At 68.9% G+C, this 18013-nt stretch carries 16 protein-coding genes, 1 tRNA gene and 1 pseudogene; 12 read left to right on the forward strand and 6 right to left on the reverse strand.

Annotation, left to right across the window (positions count from 1 at the left end; all coding sequences use genetic code 11):
• Positions 1 to 194 precede the first annotated feature (194 nt).
• Together AB0I38_RS12565 and polA are read right to left on the reverse strand one after the other, a co-directional pair.
• Positions 195 to 1235, reverse strand: a complete 1041-nt coding sequence (locus tag AB0I38_RS12565; protein WP_358466175.1) for a polysaccharide deacetylase family protein — start codon at positions 1233 to 1235, stop codon at positions 195 to 197.
• A 153-nt stretch (positions 1236 to 1388) separates the two neighbouring features.
• Positions 1389 to 4079: a DNA polymerase I gene (polA, locus tag AB0I38_RS12570; RefSeq protein ID WP_358466177.1), complete on the reverse strand. Its 2691-nt coding sequence runs from the start codon at positions 4077 to 4079 to the stop codon at positions 1389 to 1391.
• A gap of 131 nt (positions 4080 to 4210) precedes the next feature.
• On the opposite strand from polA, the gene AB0I38_RS12575 reads away from it, so the two are divergent.
• From AB0I38_RS12575 to AB0I38_RS12600, 6 genes are all read left to right on the forward strand, one after another.
• Complete coding sequence (locus AB0I38_RS12575; RefSeq protein ID WP_358466531.1) at positions 4211 to 4555, forward strand: PaaI family thioesterase; 345 nt, start codon at positions 4211 to 4213, stop codon at positions 4553 to 4555.
• 540 nt (positions 4556 to 5095) lie between these two features.
• Positions 5096 to 6238 carry a branched-chain amino acid ABC transporter permease gene (locus AB0I38_RS12580; protein WP_358466179.1) on the forward strand — a complete coding sequence of 381 codons (1143 nt, stop codon included), beginning with the start codon at positions 5096 to 5098 and terminating at the stop codon, positions 6236 to 6238.
• Between the two features lie 11 nt (positions 6239 to 6249).
• Positions 6250 to 7236 (forward strand): branched-chain amino acid ABC transporter permease, encoded by a 987-nt coding sequence (locus AB0I38_RS12585; RefSeq protein WP_358466181.1) that lies wholly within the window; start codon positions 6250 to 6252, stop codon positions 7234 to 7236.
• Positions 7226 to 8164: an ABC transporter ATP-binding protein gene (locus tag AB0I38_RS12590; protein ID WP_358466183.1), complete on the forward strand. Its 939-nt coding sequence runs from the start codon at positions 7226 to 7228 to the stop codon at positions 8162 to 8164. Before AB0I38_RS12585 ends, AB0I38_RS12590 begins: the two co-directional genes overlap by 11 nt.
• Positions 8161 to 8958 carry an ABC transporter ATP-binding protein gene (locus AB0I38_RS12595; RefSeq protein WP_358466185.1) on the forward strand — a complete coding sequence of 266 codons (798 nt, stop codon included), beginning with the start codon at positions 8161 to 8163 and terminating at the stop codon, positions 8956 to 8958. Before AB0I38_RS12590 ends, AB0I38_RS12595 begins: the two co-directional genes overlap by 4 nt.
• A gap of 61 nt (positions 8959 to 9019) precedes the next feature.
• Positions 9020 to 9418, forward strand: a complete 399-nt coding sequence (locus AB0I38_RS12600; protein WP_358466187.1) for a hypothetical protein — start codon at positions 9020 to 9022, stop codon at positions 9416 to 9418.
• A 45-nt stretch (positions 9419 to 9463) separates the two neighbouring features.
• Here AB0I38_RS12600 and AB0I38_RS12605 read toward each other — a convergent pair whose 3' ends face one another.
• Positions 9464 to 10756, reverse strand: coding sequence for an ABC transporter substrate-binding protein (locus AB0I38_RS12605; protein WP_358466189.1), 1293 nt, complete (start codon positions 10754 to 10756; stop codon positions 9464 to 9466).
• A 189-nt stretch (positions 10757 to 10945) separates the two neighbouring features.
• On the opposite strand from AB0I38_RS12605, the gene AB0I38_RS12610 reads away from it, so the two are divergent.
• A complete protein-coding gene (locus AB0I38_RS12610; RefSeq protein ID WP_358466191.1) occupies positions 10946 to 11797 on the forward strand; it encodes a hypothetical protein in 852 nt (283 codons plus the stop codon).
• A gap of 3 nt (positions 11798 to 11800) precedes the next feature.
• Here AB0I38_RS12610 and AB0I38_RS12615 read toward each other — a convergent pair whose 3' ends face one another.
• Both AB0I38_RS12615 and AB0I38_RS12620 read right to left on the reverse strand, forming a co-directional pair.
• Positions 11801 to 13105, reverse strand: coding sequence for an ABC transporter substrate-binding protein (locus AB0I38_RS12615; RefSeq protein WP_358466193.1), 1305 nt, complete (start codon positions 13103 to 13105; stop codon positions 11801 to 11803).
• Positions 13106 to 13295: 190 nt separating this feature from the next.
• Positions 13296 to 13880, reverse strand: coding sequence for an ANTAR domain-containing response regulator (locus tag AB0I38_RS12620; RefSeq protein WP_358466195.1), 585 nt, complete (start codon positions 13878 to 13880; stop codon positions 13296 to 13298).
• Positions 13881 to 13991: 111 nt separating this feature from the next.
• On the opposite strand from AB0I38_RS12620, the gene AB0I38_RS12625 reads away from it, so the two are divergent.
• The 5 genes and pseudogenes from AB0I38_RS12625 (at position 13992) to dapD (ending at position 16516) form a co-directional block, all read left to right on the forward strand.
• A tRNA-Leu gene (locus AB0I38_RS12625) sits at positions 13992 to 14074 on the forward strand.
• 47 nt (positions 14075 to 14121) lie between these two features.
• Positions 14122 to 14193, forward strand: a pseudogene (locus AB0I38_RS12630) (hypothetical protein); the annotation flags it as partial.
• Positions 14194 to 14627: 434 nt separating this feature from the next.
• Complete coding sequence (locus AB0I38_RS12635) at positions 14628 to 14885, forward strand: hypothetical protein (RefSeq protein ID WP_358466551.1); 258 nt, start codon at positions 14628 to 14630, stop codon at positions 14883 to 14885.
• A 208-nt stretch (positions 14886 to 15093) separates the two neighbouring features.
• Positions 15094 to 15513 (forward strand): pyridoxamine 5'-phosphate oxidase family protein, encoded by a 420-nt coding sequence (locus AB0I38_RS12640; RefSeq protein WP_358466197.1) that lies wholly within the window; start codon positions 15094 to 15096, stop codon positions 15511 to 15513.
• A gap of 37 nt (positions 15514 to 15550) precedes the next feature.
• A complete protein-coding gene (dapD, locus tag AB0I38_RS12645) occupies positions 15551 to 16516 on the forward strand; it encodes a 2,3,4,5-tetrahydropyridine-2,6-dicarboxylate N-succinyltransferase (RefSeq protein ID WP_358466199.1) in 966 nt (321 codons plus the stop codon).
• A gap of 50 nt (positions 16517 to 16566) precedes the next feature.
• Here dapD and pyk read toward each other — a convergent pair whose 3' ends face one another.
• Positions 16567 to 17997, reverse strand: coding sequence for a pyruvate kinase (pyk, locus tag AB0I38_RS12650; RefSeq protein WP_358466201.1), 1431 nt, complete (start codon positions 17995 to 17997; stop codon positions 16567 to 16569).
• Positions 17998 to 18013: the final 16 nt, after the last annotated feature.

Here is an 18013-nt window from a genome sequence, read left to right on the forward strand (position 1 = left end):
GCTCCGAACGCGGACAGGATGTCGATGTGGCGGACGCGCGGCAGGCCCTCTTCCGCATCAAGCCGAGGAGTTACGACATCGACGTGACCGAGCGCGAGCCCGCTCCGTCTGAGGCGCGCGCGAGCCCACAGCGCAGCGATCAGCATATGAGACCTTGGGCCCGGGGTCAATCCGGCCCACGCATGCGCACCGACTTAGTAGGCGATGACCTGACCCCGCCACTTGGGGGCGATATTACCGCGAAGTTTCCGTGGCACGGAGATCCGATCCGGGTCGCCGTCGGACACGTAGCGCCTATCGGGATGGCGGTCGAGCCACTCCAGCCAGTACTGCGAACACCAGGTACGGCACTCGCCCTTTTTGCCATTGCTCTGGATCCGCTGGATCGCCCCGCGGTCGAAATTTTTCGCGTATGGCGAAACCGACGGCTCGGCTCCGGCCAGGAAGACCCCGGTGAACTCGTAGGCCGTGCCGTCCCAGCGGCCGGCGCGCGCCAGCTTCTTCGGCCGCGGCAGGATCCCGTACGGCAGGGCCATGGTCGTGGACGGCCTGCCCCCCAGCTTGTGCAGCAGTCGTTCGAGCCGGACGATCTGCTCGCGGACCTTCTTCTTCGGCACGGCGGCCAGGTTGGCGTGCGACCAGGTGTGGTTGGCCACCTCGAAGCCGTGGTCGGTCAGCCAGCGCACGGCCGCGGCCTGCTGCTCCGGGTCGCGCAGCCCGAACGGCTCGCGGTTGACCCAGAGCGTGGCGACGGGCCGGAACGACGGATATCTCCTGGCCACGTCGAGGATCATGCCGACCGCCGTGTCAGGACGGGGATTGCCGCTCGCGTCGAGCCCGAAGTGGCTCTCGTGCCCGTCGTCGAAGGTCAGCACGACGGGGAACTTGCCGGCCGGGACCCGGATGTCACCGGAGGCGAACTCGCCGGCGGTGATCGGCGCGTAGCCGCGTTTGGCGAGCCGTTCGAGCTCCCGCATGAACTGCTCGGGCGTGCGGTCGATGGAGGCGTGGCGTTTCTTCAGGATCCGGTGGTACATCAGGACCGGCACCAGGCCGGACTCGTTGGCCTTGACCTGGCGGGCGAACTCGGGGGTGGCCACCACGCCCGGCGGCCGGTCGTCGACGGGCGGCTGCGACGCCGACGGCTGCGGCTGCGGCGTGGCCATAGCCTGCCTTCGGGTGGGCGCCTGCCCGGAGGAGGGGATCACCATCAGCCCGATGATCGCGAGAATCACCACCACGATGTTCGCAAGGCCGATGACGCGCGTGGGGGACGCTGAAAACCGCACAAAACTCCCGTACCGTTCGGGTGGAATCGGCCTTACAGCCTAGTCCAGACCCGATCAGCCGGGCGCGGCGGCGATCTCGCGCGCCCGGCCGGGAGGGCGTCAGTGGCCGGCGTCCTCCCACGTGCGGCCGACGCCGACGGAGACCTCGAGCGGCACCCGCAGGTGGTAGGCGGCGTTCATCTGGTCGCGCACCAGCCGCGTGAGCGGGTCGAGCTCGCCCGGCGCCACCTCGAACACCAGCTCGTCGTGGACCTGCAGCAGCATCCGGGAGGAGAGCCCTGCCTCGCCGATGGCCTGCCGGACGTGGAGCATGGCGACCTTGATGATGTCGGCCGCCGACCCCTGGATGGGGGCGTTGAGCGCCATCCGCTCGGCCATCTCGCGCCGCTGCCGGTTGTCGCTGGTCAGGTCGGGCAGGTAGCGGCGGCGGCCCATGATGGTCTCGGTGTAGCCGTCGGTGCGCGCCTGCCGGACGATGTCGTGCAGGAAGTCGCGGACCCCGCCGAACTCCTGGAAGTATTCCTCCTTCAGCGCCCGCGCCTCGGCCACCGGGATGTTGAGCTGGCCGGACAGCCCGAAGTCGGACAGGCCGTAGGCGAGGCCGTAGTTCATCGCCTTGATGCGGGCGCGCAGCTCGCCGTCGATCTGCTCGGGCGGCAGGTTGAACACCCTGGCCGCGGTCGCCTGGTGGAAGTCGTGGCCCGACTCGAACGCCTCGATCAGCGACTCGTCGCCCGACAGGTGGGCCATGATGCGCAGCTCGATCTGGCTGTAGTCGGCGGTGAGGAGCGTCTCGTAGCCCTCGCCGACCACGAAGCCCTGCCGGATGCGGCGGCCCTCGGCGGTGCGGATCGGGATGTTCTGCAGGTTGGGCTTCTCCGACGACAGCCGGCCGGTCGCGGCGATGATCTGGTTGAAGGTCGTGTGGACGCGCCCGTCGTCGGCGATCTCCTTGATCAGGCCCTCGACCGTGGTGCGCAGCCTGGTCTGGTCGCGGTGCCGCAGCATGATCACCGGCAGCTCGTGGTCGGTCTGCGTGGCGAGCCAGGCCAGCTGGTCGGCGTCGGTGCTGTAGCCGGTCTTGATCTTCTTGGTCTTCGGCAGCGCCAGCCTGACGAACAGGATCTCCTGCAGCTGCTTGGGCGAGCCTAGGTTGAACTGCTCGCCGACCGCCCGGTGCGCCTCCTCCACCGCGTGCTTGACCGCGGCGCCGAACTCGGCCTCCAGCCCGGCGAAGTATTCGCCGTCGACGGCGATGCCGGCCCGCTCCATCTCGGCCAGCACGCCCAGCAGCGGCAGCTCCACGTCGGTGAGCAGCTGGGTGCCACCGCGGCCGGCCAGGAAGCCCTCCAGCGCCTCGGCCAGCTCCAGTGCGGCGTGCGCACGCAGCGCGAGGTCCTTGGCCGGGGCGTCGTCGTCGTCGCCGAACAGCGCGGCCTGCCCGCCGGACTCCTGCTCGGCGCGCAGGTCGCGATTGAGGTAGCGCCTGGCCAGGTCTTCGAGCGTGAACGTGCGCTGGCCCGGCATCGCCAGGTAGGCAGCCAGCGCGGTGTCGCAGGACAGGCCCCGCAGGGTCATGCCCTGCGCCCACAGGGCGAGAATCGGGCCCTTGGCGTCGTGCACGGCCTTGAGCCTGGACTCGTCGGCGAGCCAGGCGCGCAGCGCCGCCTCGTCGGCCTCGGTGAGCTTGACGGGGTCGATGTGGGCCGCGGTGCCGTCGGGCGAGGCGATGGCGATGGCGTCGATGCGCCCGGTGCCGCTGCCGTAGGCGCCCTTGAAGGCGAGGCCCGCGCGGCCGGCCGGCAGCGCGGCCAGCCAGCCGGCGACGCGGTCGGGCCCGAGGATGACGGTCTCGACCTCGAAGCCCAGCTCGGGCTCCTGCTCGCCGGTGCCGAGCGTCTTGAACACCCGCTCGCGCAGCTCGCCGCGGATCTGCAGGGTGTCGAAGAGCTTGTTGACCTCCTCGCGCTCCCAGCCTCCCTGCTTGAGGTCGGCCAGATCGACGTCGAGCGCGACGTCGCGGAGCAGCTCGGTGAGCCGGCGGTTCATCAGCACCTGGGCGACGTGGTCGCGCAGCTTGTCGCCGACCTTGCCCTTGACCTCGTCGACCCGGTCGACCAGCGCGGTCAGCGAGCCGAACTCGCGCACCCACTTGGCGGCGGTCTTCTCGCCCACGCCGGGGATGCTCAGCAGGTTGTCGCTGGGGTCGCCGCGCAGCGCGGCGAAGTCGGGATACTGCACCGGGGTCAGGCCGTACTTCTCCTGGACCGCCTCGGGGGTGAAACGCGTCATGTCGCTGATGCCCCGGCGCGTCATCAGCACCGTGACGTGCTCGTCGACCAGCTGCAGCGCGTCGCGGTCGCCGGTGACGATCAGGACGTCCATGCCCTCGGCGGAGGCGCGCGTGGCCAGCGTGGCGATCAGGTCGTCGGCCTCGAAACCCGGCTTGGACAGGTGCGGGATGCGCAGCGTGCCGAGCAGCTCGTAGATCAGCTGCATCTGGCCGCGGAAGTCCTCGGGCGTCTCACTGCGGTTGGCCTTGTAGGCGGCGTACTCCTCGTGCCGGAACGTCGGCTCCGAGCGGTCGAAGGCGACCGCCACGTGCGAGGGCCGCTCGTCGCGCAGGATGTTGGTCAGCATCGAGGTGAACCCGTAGACCGCCTCGGTGTGCTGACCGTCGGTGGTCATCAGGTTGGCGTCCTTGAGCGCGTAGAACGCGCGATAGGCCAGGGAATGCCCGTCGAGCAGCAGCAGGCACGGGCGGCTGGGGGTCACTTCACTCTTCGGCACACCAGCAGCCTAGTCTGCGACTACGACAGAAAACCCGAGCTCGAAAGTCTGGAGGCATCCCCTTGACACAGACCGACCCCACCGAACTCACCGCGTACGCCGCCGTGCACGCGGGCACTCTCGCCGACCGGATGGGCGTGGAGTTCCTCGAGGTCAGCGCCGAGCGGGTGGTGGGGCGGATGCCGGTCGAGGGCAACACCCAGCCGTACGGCCTGCTGCACGGCGGCGCCTCGGTGGCCCTGGCCGAGACGCTCGGTTCGGTGGGAGCCGCGGTCCACGCGGGGCCCGAGCGCATCGCCGTGGGCATCGAGATCAACGCGACCCACCACCGCTCGGCCACCTCGGGCCATGTGACCGGCGTGGCCACCCGGCTGCACGGCGGCCGCACGCTGGCCAGCTACGAGATCGAGATCCTCGACGAGCAGGGACGGCGCGTCTGCACGTCCCGGCTGACGTGCATGCTGCGTGATCGCTGAACGCCACGCGACTGCCGTGCACCTTTGCGCACACGCCCCACGGCTCGCTACGGTTGTCCGAGCGGAGCCCGCGGGGGGGCCGAGTAGATAACGTGTGAGGCCGGGGAAGCCTTGCATGGTCCCAAAGGCCACCCCCTCGGGCTCTTTCGCGCTCCCATCGCCATTCGTTCTCGTTCGCCCGATCTCACACCAGGTGTATCCGGTCATTTAGCCCCTGACCTGCGCCTTGCTACCTCACATCAGTGACACACAGATGTCACTAATTGGTGACGAACGATACTGAACCGGGCGTTCGCGGAATAGGCTCCCGCCAGCATCCAGATGTGCCTGCGATGCCCGCGTGTCGAGATGGAGGGGCAACCCCCCGTTGACCTATCTGAGGGAGCACCATTGCGCAGAGCCGTGATCGCGTTCACGGCCTTCCTGAGTGGACTCGTTCTCCTGCTTCTCTCCGCGCCCGCCCATGCGGCGGCACCGGAACAGAGCCTGAGAGGGACACTCACATACCAAGGCCAGCCAGTGAACGGCGTGAAAATCGTCGTGACCACAGAGAGCGGACAACCCGTCGCGGAGGTCACCAGTAACGCCCAGGGCACGTGGCAGGTCCCCGTCGACAAGCCGGGGAAATACAAGGTCACACTGGATGTCAGCACTCTTCCCCAGGACGCCGAGGTCCGGGGCGGCAACAACGTCCGCAACCCGACGGTCTTCGAGGGCAACCCCGCCGCGGTGCTGTTTGCGCTGCAGGCCAAAGGCGGTGCCGGGCCTGGAGGCGAGAGCGACACCACCGGGCAGAGCACCTTCTGGGACCAGGCGGCCCAGCTCACCTTCGAGGGCCTCAACCTCGGCCTCATCATCGCGCTCGCCGCGCTCGGCCTCTCGCTCATCTACGGCACCACCGGCCTGACCAACTTCGCCCACGGCGAGCTGGTCACCCTGGGGGCCCTGCTCGCCTACGCCTTCAACTCGGGCATCGGCCTGCACCTCATCCCCGCGGCCATGATCGCGGTGATCGTCGCCGGCGGGCTCGGCTACGCGCAGGACAGGTTCTTCTGGGGCCAGCTGCGCAGGCGCGGCACCGGCATCATCGCCATGATGATCGTCTCGATCGGTGTGGCGATCTTCCTCAGATACCTCTTCCTCATCCTCTTCGGCGGTGAGAGCCAGTCCTTCCTGCAGTACACCGCCCAACCGGGCATCCAGGTCGGACCCATCTCCGCGGCGCCGAAGAACTTCGTCGCGATGGGCATCGAACTGGCGGTCCTCGTCATCGTCGGCCTCGCGCTGATGCGCACCCGCACCGGCAAGGCGGCCCGCGCCGTGGCCGACAACCCGGCCCTCGCCGCCTCCTCCGGCATCAACGTCGACCGGGTCATCCGCATCATCTGGACCATGGGCGGCGCCATCGCCGCGCTGGCCGGCATCATGCTGGGCCTGTCGCAGAACCTGAAGTTCACCATGGGCCAGGACATCCTGCTGCTCATCTTCGCCGGCGTCACGCTCGGCGGGCTCGGCACCGCGTTCGGCGCGCTCGTCGGCTCGCTCATCGTCGGCCTGTTCATCCAGCTGTCCACACTCTGGGTGCCGCCAGAGCTCAAGAGCGTGGGCGCGCTGGCCGTACTCATCATCGTGCTCCTCTTCCGGCCACAGGGCATCCTGGGCCGCCGCGAGCGGATCGGCTGACGGGGGGAACCATGGACTGGATCACGATCATCTCCACCACCGTCAAAGCCGCCATCGGCGTCGAGACGGTCTGGTACGCACTCGCCGCCATCGGCATCAACATCCACTTCGGCTACACCGGACTGCTCAACTTCGGCCAGTCGGCCTTCCTGGCCGTCGCCGGCTACGGCCTGGCCGTCACCGTCACCGTGCTCGGCCTGCCCTTCTGGGTGGGCATCGGGGTCGGCCTGCTCTCGGCCGTGCTGCTGGCCCTCCTCCTGGGCATCCCGACACTGCGCCTGCGGGCCGACTACCTGGCCATCGTCACCATCGCGGCCGCCGAGATCGTCCGGCTCGTCTTCCGCTCGGTGGCGTTCAAGGACGTCTTCGGCGGCTCCGACGGCCGGCGGGGCTTCTCCGATGGCTTCTACGCACTGAACCCCTTCTCTCCCGGAACGTACGGCTTCGGCTGGCTCAGCTTCAACGAGCGGGTGCTCTGGGTGCTGGTCGTCGGCTGGGCGCTGGTGGCCCTGTCCTGCCTCATCGTCTTCCTGCTCATGAAGAGCCCCTGGGGCCGCGTGCTCAAGGCGATCCGCGAGGACGAGGACGCCGTGCGCGCCCTCGGCAAGAACGTCTTCTCGTACAAGATGCAGTCGCTGATCCTCGGCGGCGTCATCGGCTGCCTCGGCGGCTTCATCTACGGGCTGGCCTACGCCTCGGTGCAGCCCGACATCTTCGGCACCGAGACCACCTTCTTCGCCTACACGATCGTCATCCTCGGCGGCGCCGCCCGCGTGTTCGGCCCCGTCGTCGGCTCGATGATCTTCTGGGTGCTGCTCGTGCTGGTCAACGGCGTGCTCAGCGGCGCGGTCGAGTCCGGGCTGATCACCTTCATGGACTCCACGCAGGTCGGCCCGTTCCGCTACCTGCTGGTCGGACTGGGGCTGATCCTCTTGCTCGTCTACCGGCCACAGGGCGTCTTCGGGGACAAGAGGGAGATGGCAATCGATGCACGCTGAGACAACCGCCACCGAGCGCAAGGCCGCGGCACTGGCCGCCTTCAAGGATCTCGCCCGCGACCCCGGCGTGCCCAAGCCCGACCCGATCCTGGTGGTCGACAACGTGGTGCGGCGCTTCGGCGGCCTCACCGCGGTCGAGGTGGCGCACGTCGAGGTCCAGCGCGGCTCCATCACCGCCCTGATCGGCCCCAACGGCGCCGGCAAGACCACCTTCTTCAACCAGCTCACCGGCTTCGACACGGCCGACTCCGGCCAGTGGACGTTCAACGGCCGCAACATGAACGGCGTGCCCGCCCACAAGGTGGCCCGCGCCGGCATGGTCCGCACCTTCCAGCTCACCAAGGCACTGGCCAAGCTCACGGTGCTGGAGAACATGCGCCTGGGCGCGCAGCGCCAGAAGGGCGAGAGCTTCTGGCGCGCGCTCCTGCCGGCCCTCTGGAAGGGCCAGGAGGACGCGATCACCGAGCAGGCCGACGAGCTGCTGACCAGGTTCAAGCTCGACGCCAAGCGCGAGGACTTCGCCGGCTCGCTCTCCGGCGGCCAGCGCAAGCTGCTGGAGATGGCCCGCGCGCTCATGGTCGGGCCCGAGCTGGTCATGCTCGACGAGCCGATGGCCGGCGTCAACCCGGCGCTGACCCAGTCGCTGCTCGGCCACGTCAAGGACCTGCGCGAGCAGGGCATGACCGTGCTGTTCGTCGAGCACGACATGGACATGGTGCGCGACATCAGCGACTGGGTGATCGTCATGGCCCAGGGCAACGTCATCGCCGAGGGACCCCCCGAGACGATCATGTCCGACGAGCGCGTCATCGACGCCTACCTCGGCGCCCACCACGACGCTCCCCTGTCGGAGAGCGAGCTCGAGGAGCAGCTCCACGAGGCCGAGGCCGCGCTCGAAGCCGAGATCGAGGAGGAGACGCAGAAGTGAACGCCGACCCCGAATCCGCGTCCGCGTCGAAGTCGGCCGTCACCGACCGCGGCGCGCACCTGGCCGGCGCCGAGAGCGCCGTCCTGCGCTGTGACGAGCTGATCGCCGGCTACCTGCCGGGGGTCAACATCCTCAACGGCTCCGACCTGTACGTCGGCGAAGGCGAGCTCATCGGCATCATCGGCCCCAACGGCGCCGGCAAGTCGACGCTGCTCAAGGCGATGTTCGGACTGGTCAACATCCGCAGCGGCACGGTCGTGCTCAAGGGTGAGGACATCACGAACATGAAGGCGCACTCCCTGGTCTCCCGGGGCGTCGGCTACGTCCCGCAGACCAACAACGTCTTCCCGAGCCTCACCATCGAGGAGAACCTCGAGATGGGCGCCTTCCAGGTGCCGGGCAGGTTCAAGGAACGCTTCGAGTTCGTCGCCGAGCTGTTCCCCGCGCTCAAGGAACGGCGCAAACAGCGCGCCGGCTCCCTGTCCGGCGGCGAGCGGCAGATGGTGGCGATGGCTCGGGCGCTCATGACCGAGCCGTCCGTGCTGCTGCTCGACGAGCCCTCGGCCGGCCTGTCGCCCAAGCTGCAGGACCTGGTGTTCATCCAGGCCCAGCAGATCAACAAGGCCGGCGTGACCGTCATCATGGTGGAGCAGAACGCCAGGCGCTGCCTGCAGATCTGCCACCGCGGCTACGTTCTCGACCAGGGCCGCAACGCCTACACCGGCACCGGCCGCCAGCTGGCCAACGACCCCAAGGTGATCGAGCTCTACCTCGGCACCCTGGCCAAGGCCTGAGCGTCATCCGAACCGGCGAAGGGGCTCCTCACGGGGCTCCTTCGCCGGTTTAATGGGCGCCGTGAGACGTTTAGCGGCTTTGGCGGTCATCCTGCCCCTGCTGGCCGGCTGCCAGCAGTCCCCGGCCCGCACCGGCCAGTACAGCACCGGCGGCGACCCCTCCGACGATCCCTGCGCGCGGGTGGTCTCCGCCATCGGCTACGCCGACCTCCTGCTGCGGCCCCGCGGTGAGGAGGACGACCAGACGTTCGAGAACGCCGTGCTCGGCCGCCTGGCCGAGGCCCGCGGCATCACGCTTCAGTACGGCCCCGCCCTGCCTGACACCCTCGGCACGGCCGTACAGGCCGTCCAGGACGCGACGGCGGGGCTTGCCAGGGCCGACGTGCCACGCGACCGGCAGGTGGCGCTCCTGAAGGACTACAGGGCCGCGGCCGACCAGATCGAGGCGGGCTGCGCATAGCGAAAGGGCCCGGTCCGAGGACCGAGCCCTTCCTGCCGAGAACGCCTAGCCGGCGATGTTGCCGGTGCGGTACTCGAGCGCCTTGGTCGGGTACTTGTTGTCGTCGCCGTACTCGTAGATGCCGATCGTGGCGACGGCCGGGTCACCGGCCTCGTTGAACTCGACCGGACCGCTCACGCCGTCGTAGTCGATGTCCTTGCCCGCCTTGATCAGCTCGACGCAGGACTTGAAGTCGTTGCACTTCTCGCCGCCCTTGCTGACCTCGGCCAGCTTCGCGGCGATGTCGGTGCCCGCGTCGCTCTTGGCGGCCTCGGCGGCCAGCGCGATCAGGTTGGCCGCGTCGTAGGACTCGGGCGCGTAGCTCAGGTCCTCGAGCTTGGGGTTGATGGCCTTGAGCTTGCCCTCGAACTCTCCCGTGGCGGCGGCGCCGGGGATGGTGCCCTTGACGCCCTTCAGGGTGCCCTTGGGCATCTTGACGTAGTTGGTGTTGGAGGTGTTGCCGTCGACCATGTACCACTTGTGCTTGTCGGCCGGCATACCCTGCTTGACCAGCTCCTGGACGACCTTGGCGGTCTCCTCGAAGCCGATCAGCACGATGCCCTTCGGGTTCTTCGCCTTGAGCTTCGTGATGTCGGCCGAGAAGTCGGCCGCCTTGGGGTCGTAGTCGATACGCTCGACGACCTGGCCGCCTCCGGCGGTGACGGTCTCGGAGACCTGGTCGGCCAGGCCGGTGCCGTAGGAGTCCTGCATCGCCATGATGCCGACCGTGTCGTTGCCGTCGGCCACGACGAGGTCACCGAGCACCCGGCCCTGCAGCTTGTCCGGCGGCGAGGTGCGGAAGTAGAGGCCCTTGTCCTCGATCGTGGTGAACTTGTCGGAGGTGTTGGCGGGCGAGAACTGCACCACACCGGCGCCCGTGATCTTGTCGATCACCGACTCCGACACCGAGGACGACGCGGCGCCGATGATGGCGTCGGCCTTCTGCGCCAGCAGCTTGTCCACCGACTGCGACGCGATGTTCGTCGTCGTGTCACCCGAGTCGGTGTGAATGTTGACGACCGGCTTGCCGAGCACGCCACCGGCCTCGTTGATCTCCTTGACCGCCACGTCCACACCGGCGATCTCGGGCGGGCCGAGGAAGGCAAGCGAGCCGGTCTGCGGCAGCAGCGTGCCAAGTGTCAGCGTGCCGTCACCCTTCGCCGCGGGAGCCGCGGACGATGGCGCGGCCGAGTCGGACGGTTGAGTGGCGGTGTCGCTGCCACCACCGCAAGCTGTCAGAGCGAGGCTGGCGGCAGCCACGACAGCAAGCGCCCGCCCCACGGGAGCAATGCGGGTCATGAAGTGTCTCCTTCATCTCCAGGCCGGGATCCGGCAACACCGCCGAACGTTCCCGAACGAATGACGGAAACGTACAAAACTGCTGGGTACTCCAACCAGATGCTGGTACGAACTGTCGGCACTTGGATGCGGAGTCGTAATCAGTCCTCAACTTACGAGAGCTGCACTAGCGTGCCTAATCTGCCTGGAGTGAAGCGCACCACGGCACTCGCCGCCTCCGTCGTCCTCCTTTCCGGGTGCGCGGCGGCCCAGCAACCTGTCCAGCCCTCCACGGATCCCCCCGCCGGCGTCAGCGTCTCACTCGGGCAGTGGCGCTCCGACGAAGCCGTCCACAGGCTCCAGGTGGCCGTCCGCAACGCCACGGACACCCCCGTCCACTTCTCCGACCTGCAACTCGTCACCCCCGATTTCGCCACGCTTCCCCCCGAACCCACCGACGCCACCATCAAGCGCACCGAACGCACCGACCTGCCCATCCCGTTCGGCGCCGCCGTCTGCTCCCCCGACGGCCTGCCCGGCGCCTCGCGGCCCGCCACCGTCGTGGCGCACCTGCGCACCGGATCCGAACCGTCGCGCAAGGTCGTCTTCGCCCTGCCGGCCTCCGACCCGCTGCTCAGCAGGCTGCTGCGCGACGAATGCTCGGAATTCCTCATCAAGCAGGCCGCGGACATCTCCTTCGGCCCCACCTGGACACGGGACGGCAAGAAGACGCGGGCCACCCTCGTGCTCAGCCGCCGCGGCACCGGCGCGGTGACCGTCAACTCGATCGACGGCACCAGCCACTACATCATCGCCCCCGAACGCGAACGGCGCCCCCTCATCACGCTGGACGCGAACGCCCAGCGGGCGGAGACGCCGGTCGTGATCACCCCCGGCCGCTGCGACCCGCACGCGTTCGCCGAGGCCAAGAAGGCGTTCCTGTTCCCCGTACGGGCGACCGTCGACGGAGGCGAGGAACGCGTGATCATCGTGCAACCGCCCAAGCCGCAGCAGGACCGTCTCATCCACTTCGCGCTGGAGGTGTGCGGCCTGGACGGCTGAGACTCAACCCTCGATGTTGCCGGTGCGGTACTCCAGGGCCTTGGCCGCGTAGGTGTTCTTATCGGAGTACTCGTAGACGCCGATCGTGGCGACGGCCGGGTCACCGGCCTCGTTGAACTCGATCGGACCGCTCACGCCGTCGTAGTCGATGTCCTTGCCCGCCTTGAGCAGCTCGGCGCAGGACTTGAAGTCGTTGCACTTCTCGCCGCCCTTGCTGACCTCGGCCAGCTTGCCCGCGATCGCCTTGCCGCCGTCGTCCTGCGCCGCCTCGGCGGCCAGGGCGATCAGGTTGGCGGCGTCGTACGCCTCCGCGGCGTAGGTGAAGTCGTTGAGGTCCGCGTCGACGCCCTTGAGCTTCTCGATGAACGCCTCGGGCGCGGCCGCCCCCGGGATCGTGCCCTTGACGCCCGTCAGCGTGCCCTCGGGCATCTTGGTGTACGCCGTGTTGGACATGTTTCCGTCGACCATGTACCACTTGACCTTGTCGGTCGTGAGGCTCTGCTTGACCAGCTCCTGCACCACCTTGGCGGTCTCCTCGAAGCCGATCAGCACGACGGCCTTCGGGTTCTTGGCCTTGACCTTGGCCACGTCGGCCGAGAAGTCGGCCGCCTTCGGGTCGTAGTCGACCCGCTCCACGACCTGCGCCCCGGCCTCCTCGGCCGTCTTGGTGACCTGGTCGGCCAGGCCGGTGCCGTAGGAGTCCTGCATCGCCAGGATCGCGACCGTGTCGTTGCCGTCGGCCACGACGAGGTCGCCGAGCACCCGGCCCTGCAGCTTGTCCGGCGGAGCCGTACGGAAGTAGAGGCCGTCGTCCTCGATCGTGGTGAACTTGTCGGAGGTGTTGGCGGGCGAGAACTGCACCACACCGGCAGCCGTGATCTTGTCGATCACCGATTCCGACACCGAGGAGGAGGCCGCGCCGATGATGGCGTCGGCCTTCTGCGTCAGCAGTTTGTCCACCGACTGCGCCGCGATGTTCGTCGTCGTGTCACCCGAGTCGGTGTGGATCTTCGTGACCGGCTTGCCGAGCACGCCACCGGCCTCGTTGATCTCCTTGACGGCCAGGTCGACACCGGCGAACTCGGGCGGGCCCAGGAACGCCAGCGAGCCGGTCTGCGGCAGCAGCGTGCCGAGCGTCAGCGTGCCGTCACCCTTCGCCGCCGGAGCCGCCGGAGCCGCCGAGGACGGCGCGGCGGCGGACTCACTCGCGGGCGAGGCCGTGTCGCCCCCACCACCACAGGCGGTCAGAGCCAGGCACGCCGCGGCCGCGACTGCCAGCACGCGCCCGGACGGAGCAATACGGATCATCAATGAACTCCCCTTATTCCAGCGCGGGAACGATCTCCCCGCACCGCGTTTTCCAAGCTCAGCATGCCTGGCCGGGATAACGATTGGGGCTTTTGTCCGACTTTTATGCCGATTCGTAATGTCCGAAAAAGGCCAGCGGAACGCTCCAAACAGTCGCCGCGCAGCCCGATCCCGGGACCGCCGCACCCTCTCAGGCGCGCTCGCCGGCATCGTCGATGACGATCTGGGCGACCTCGCGCATGCTCAGCCGGCGATCCATCGACGCCTTCTGGATCCACCGGAACGCCTGCGGCTCGCTCCAGCCGTGACCCGCCATCAACAGGCCCTTGGCCCGCTCGACCAGCTTCCTCGTCTCCAGTCGCTCGGACAGGCTGGAGACCTCCCGGGAGAGCGCCTCCATCTCCTCGTGCCTGCTGACCGCCATCTCGATCGCCGGCACCAGGTCGGCCTTGGTGAAGGGCTTGACCAGGTAGGCCATCGCCCCCGCGTCCCTGGCCCGCTCGACCAGGTCACGCTGGGAGAACGCGGTGAGGATGAGGCACGGCGCGATCCTGTCGGCCACGATCCGCTCGGCGGCGGAGATCCCGTCGAGCACGGGCATCTTGACGTCGAGGATGACCAGGTCGGGCTTGAGCTCGGCGGCCAGCTGGATCGCCCGCTCACCGTCACCGGCCTCACCCACGACGACGTAACCGTCCTCCTGAAGCATCTCCTTGAGATCGAGACGGATCAGGGCCTCGTCTTCCGCGATCACCACTCGCCGCTGCGTACTCACGAGCAGAAGAGTACAGATGTCCGCTAGATTAGAGCCACGTCGGCTCCCCTGGCAGCTCCGCTTCCGCCTGGGCCGCACGACGGGTACATCCGGACAAGACCGGATAGATCAGCCGGAATGGTGGAATGGCAGACACTGACGTCTCAAAAGCGTCTGCTCGAAAGAGCGTGCGGGTTCGAATCCCGCTTCCGGCACCTGTGACCGAGCCGAAACTGTCGGTGACGGTCGGCATGCTCACCTCGTGCATCCTCGTGAGACCGTAGACCGCGTCCTTCGCCTGTCGGCTCAAGGCCTGCTTGATCGCCAGGTCGCCGCGCTGTGCGGTGTCTCCACGAGCACGGTCCGGAGATGGCGGACAGGTGCCGGCCGCGCCCACGAGGCACGGAATCCCCGGCGTCACAGTTGCCCACGCTGCCATGGCCGCGCCCTCGACAGTGACGCCTACGCCCACCTTCTCGGCCTCTATCTGGGCGATGGGCACCTCGTGCGATGCCGCAAGCAGGTGTTCCAGCTCTCCCTGTTCTGCGGGGACGCCTGGCCTGGTCTGATCGACGAGGCCGTGTCCGCGATGGCACGGGTGATGCCCACCTCGTCCGTGAGCCGCCGGCAGCGCATCGGCTGCACCGAGGTCAAGAGCTACGCCAAGCACTGGCCGTGCCTGTTCCCGCAGCACGGGCCAGGCATGAAACACCAACGTGAGATCACGCTCGCCGACTGGCAGCGGGAGATCGTCTCCGCGCATCCGGGGTGGTTCGTGAGGGGGCTGATGCACTCCGACGGCTATCGGGGGATCAACCACATCCGGCGCGCACTGCCGAGCGGCGTGCGCTGGTACGCGTACCCGCGCTCCTGTTCAAGAACGAGTCGGCCGACATCCTCGCCCTGTGCGGCGAGGCGCTCGACCTGCTCGACGTCGCCTGGCGCCACAACAAGCGCAACGAGATCTCGGTCGCCCGCGGGGAGGCGGTGGAGCGGCTGGACGAGTTCGTCGGGCCGACATACTGATCTGCGGGCGGGCGGATGGACGCGTTGCCGGGGGCGCGCTCGGGCCTCCCGCCGCCGGTTCCTTTGCCAGCGTCAGCAGCGGCCGGACAAATTCGGGCAAAGAGTTGACAGTGATGTCAGGAGATATGGCTTATGTCGCAGTCTGGTGCGGAGTAGGCGCCGAGAAGATCGGTGATGTACCGGGGAGAGACACTGGGAGGTGGGCCCGATGCCGTTGAGCCTGGCAGCGCGTGAAGCGTTCCTGGCCGAGTCGCACATCGCGGCGGTGGCCGTCGACGCGGGCTCCGGGCGCGGGCCGCTCAACGTCCCCGTCTGGTACGACTACAGCCCCGGCGGGGAGGTGCGGTTCCTGACCGACGGCGAGTCGCTCAAGGCCCGGCTGATCTTCAAGGCGGGCCGGTTCTCCCTGCTGGTGCAGCGGGCCAGCCCCACCTACCGGTATGTCTCGGTCGAAGGTCCCGTCGTGGCGTCGGCGCCCACCACCCTGGACGAGCTCGCTCAGATCGCGGCGCGCTACCTGCCGCCGGACGCCGTGCCGGGCTACGTCGACAGCTCCGACACGAGGGCGCTGGTGACGTTCAGGATGCGGCCCGAGCGGTGGCTGTCGGCCGACCTGGGCGCCCTCTGACCGGTGGCGGCCCCCCGTTGGCGGTATTTTGAGGCCTGTGACTGCTTTCGATCCCACCGTGACCGGCGCGCACGCCGTCGGACTTGCCACCATCGCCGCCGACGGCACCGTGCTCGACACCTGGTTTCCCACGCCCGAGCTGGGCGACCCGCCCTTCGTCGGCACCGAACGGCTCGCCGCAGCCGAGGCCGGTGAGCTGGCCTCGCTGATCGGCTCCGACCCCGCCAGAGGCGTCGAGACGGTGGCGGTGCGCACCGGCATCGCCAAGCTCTCCGAGGCGCCGGTGGACGCGCACGACGCCTATCTCCGGCTGCACCTGCTCTCCGCCCGTCTGGTCCGGCCGCACGGGCTGAACCTGGACGGGGTGTTCGGGCTGCTGGCGAACGTCGTGTGGACCGACCACGGGCCGTGCGCGGTGGAGGGGTTCGAACGGACCCGCCTCAGGTTGCGCGCCGCCAAGGGCGCGGTGACGGTGTACGGAGTGGACAAGTTCCCGAGGATGGTCGACTACGTGATGCCGTCGGGCGTGCGCGTCGCCGACGCCGACCGGGTGCGCCTCGGCGCCCACCTCGCCTCGGGCACGACGGTGATGCACGAGGGGTTCGTGAACTTCAACGCCGGCACCCTCGGCGCCTCCATGGTCGAGGGCCGCATCTCGGCGGGCGTGGTCGTCGGTGACGGCTCCGACGTGGGCGGCGGCGCCTCGATCATGGGCACGCTGTCGGGCGGTGGCAAGCAGGTCATCTCCATCGGCGAGCGCTGCCTGCTGGGGGCCAATGCCGGGGTGGGCATCTCGCTGGGCGACGACTGCGTGGTGGAGGCCGGTCTGTACGTGACCGCCGGCACGAAGGTGACCCTGCCGGACGGCGCCACGGTCAAGGCCGGAGAGCTGTCGGGGGCCGGCGGGTGGTTGTTCCGCCGTAACTCCCAGACGGGCGCCGTCGAGGCGGTGCGCCGCGCGGGGACGGGCATCGAGCTGAACGAGGCCCTCCACGCGAACTGACCCCGTCCTGCCGGCCCGCACCCGCCGGGTGCCGGGCCGGCCGCGCGGGCTCAGTTGGCGTGGGAGACGGCGGAGCCGATGGTGTGGACGCGCAGGGCGTTGGTGGAGCCGGGGGTGCCGGGAGGCGAGCCGGCCACGATGACCACCTTGTCGCCCTTCTCCAGTCGTCCGAGGGACAGCAGCGAGGCCTCGACCTGCCGCACCATGTCGTCGGTGTGGTGGACGAACGGCACCTGGAACGTCTCGACCCCCCACGTCAGGGAGAGCTGGCCGCGTACGTGGGCGGCGGAGGTGAACGCGAGCAGCGGAATGGGCGAGCGGTAGCGGGCGAGACGGCGGGCGGTCTCGCCGGACATCGTGAACGCCACCAGCGCCTTGGCACCGACGATGGCGCCGACCTCGGCGGCGGCACGGGCGATGGCGCCGCCGGTGGTCTCGGGCATGCGTTCGAGGGTGTGGGTGGCGTGCAGCGAGGCCTTCTCGGCGGCACAGGCGATGCGGTCCATGGTGGCGACGGACTCGATCGGGTAGTTGCCCACCGAGGTCTCGCCGGACAGCATGACGGCGTCGGCGCCGTCCATGACGGCGTAGGCGACGTCGGAGGCCTCGGCTCGGGTGGGCCGGGGGGCGCTCATCATCGAGTCGAGCATCTGGGTGGCGACGATGACCGGGCGGGCCTTCTCGCGGCAGAGCTCGATGATGCGCCGCTGCACGATCGGCACCTGCTCCAGGGGCAGCTCGACGCCGAGGTCGCCACGGGCGACCATGATGCCGTCGAAGGCCTCGACGATCTCGGGGAGGCGGTCGACGGCCTGCGGCTTCTCGATCTTGGCGAGCAGCGGGAGACGGACGGCCTCCTGCTCCATGATGTTGCGCACCACGTCGGCGTCGGAGGGGCGGCGGACGAACGACAGGGCGATCATGTCGCAGCCGGTGCGCAGTGCCCAGCGCAGGTCGGCTTCGTCTTTGTCGGTGAGGGCGGGGGCGCTGACGTTGATGCCGGGCAGGTTGAGGCCCTTGTTGTCGGAGATCATGCCGCCGATGACGACGCGGGTGACGACCCGGTCGCCCTCGACGCGGGTGACCTCGAGCACGAGGCGGCCGTCGTCGACCAGAATCGTGTCGCCGGGGCGGACATCGCCGGGCAGGCCCTTGTAGGTGGTGGAGACCTGCTCGCGGTCGCCGGGCACGTCTTCGGTGGTGATGGCGAAGACGTCGCCGAACGCGAGCCGGACCGGGCCCTCCTCGAACCTGCCGACGCGGATCTTGGGCCCCTGCAGGTCGGCCAGGATGCCTACGCCCCGGCCGAGGTCGGCCGCCACCTCCCTGACCCGGTCGTACACCTCTCTGTGCAGGTCATGGTTGCCATGGCTGAGGTTGAACCGTGCCACGTCCATGCCCGCGGAGATCAGCTCGCGGAGGCGTTCGGGAGACGAGGTGGCGGGGCCCAGAGTGCAGACGATCTTCGCGCGACGAGTCACACGTCCTACCTTAATT

The sequence above is a fragment of the Nonomuraea cavernae genome, from assembly GCF_040655715.1.
Taxonomy (GTDB): domain Bacteria; phylum Actinomycetota; class Actinomycetes; order Streptosporangiales; family Streptosporangiaceae; genus Nonomuraea; species Nonomuraea cavernae_A.

What these genes read in the sequence shown, in the direction of transcription:
- AB0I38_RS12575 (WP_358466531.1), top strand. Translation starts at nt 4,211, where the DNA reads ATGGGCGTGGAGTTCCTCGAGGTCAGCGCCGAGCGGGTGGTGGGGCGG.
- AB0I38_RS12585 (WP_358466181.1), top strand. Translation starts at nt 6,250, where the DNA reads ATGGACTGGATCACGATCATCTCCACCACCGTCAAAGCCGCCATCGGC.
- AB0I38_RS12590 (WP_358466183.1), top strand. Translation starts at nt 7,226, where the DNA reads ATGCACGCTGAGACAACCGCCACCGAGCGCAAGGCCGCGGCACTGGCC.
- AB0I38_RS12605 (WP_358466189.1), bottom strand. Translation starts at nt 10,756, where the DNA reads ATGACCCGCATTGCTCCCGTGGGGCGGGCGCTTGCTGTCGTGGCTGCC.
- AB0I38_RS12615 (WP_358466193.1), bottom strand. Translation starts at nt 13,105, where the DNA reads ATGATCCGTATTGCTCCGTCCGGGCGCGTGCTGGCAGTCGCGGCCGCG.
- AB0I38_RS12640 (WP_358466197.1), top strand. Translation starts at nt 15,094, where the DNA reads ATGCCGTTGAGCCTGGCAGCGCGTGAAGCGTTCCTGGCCGAGTCGCAC.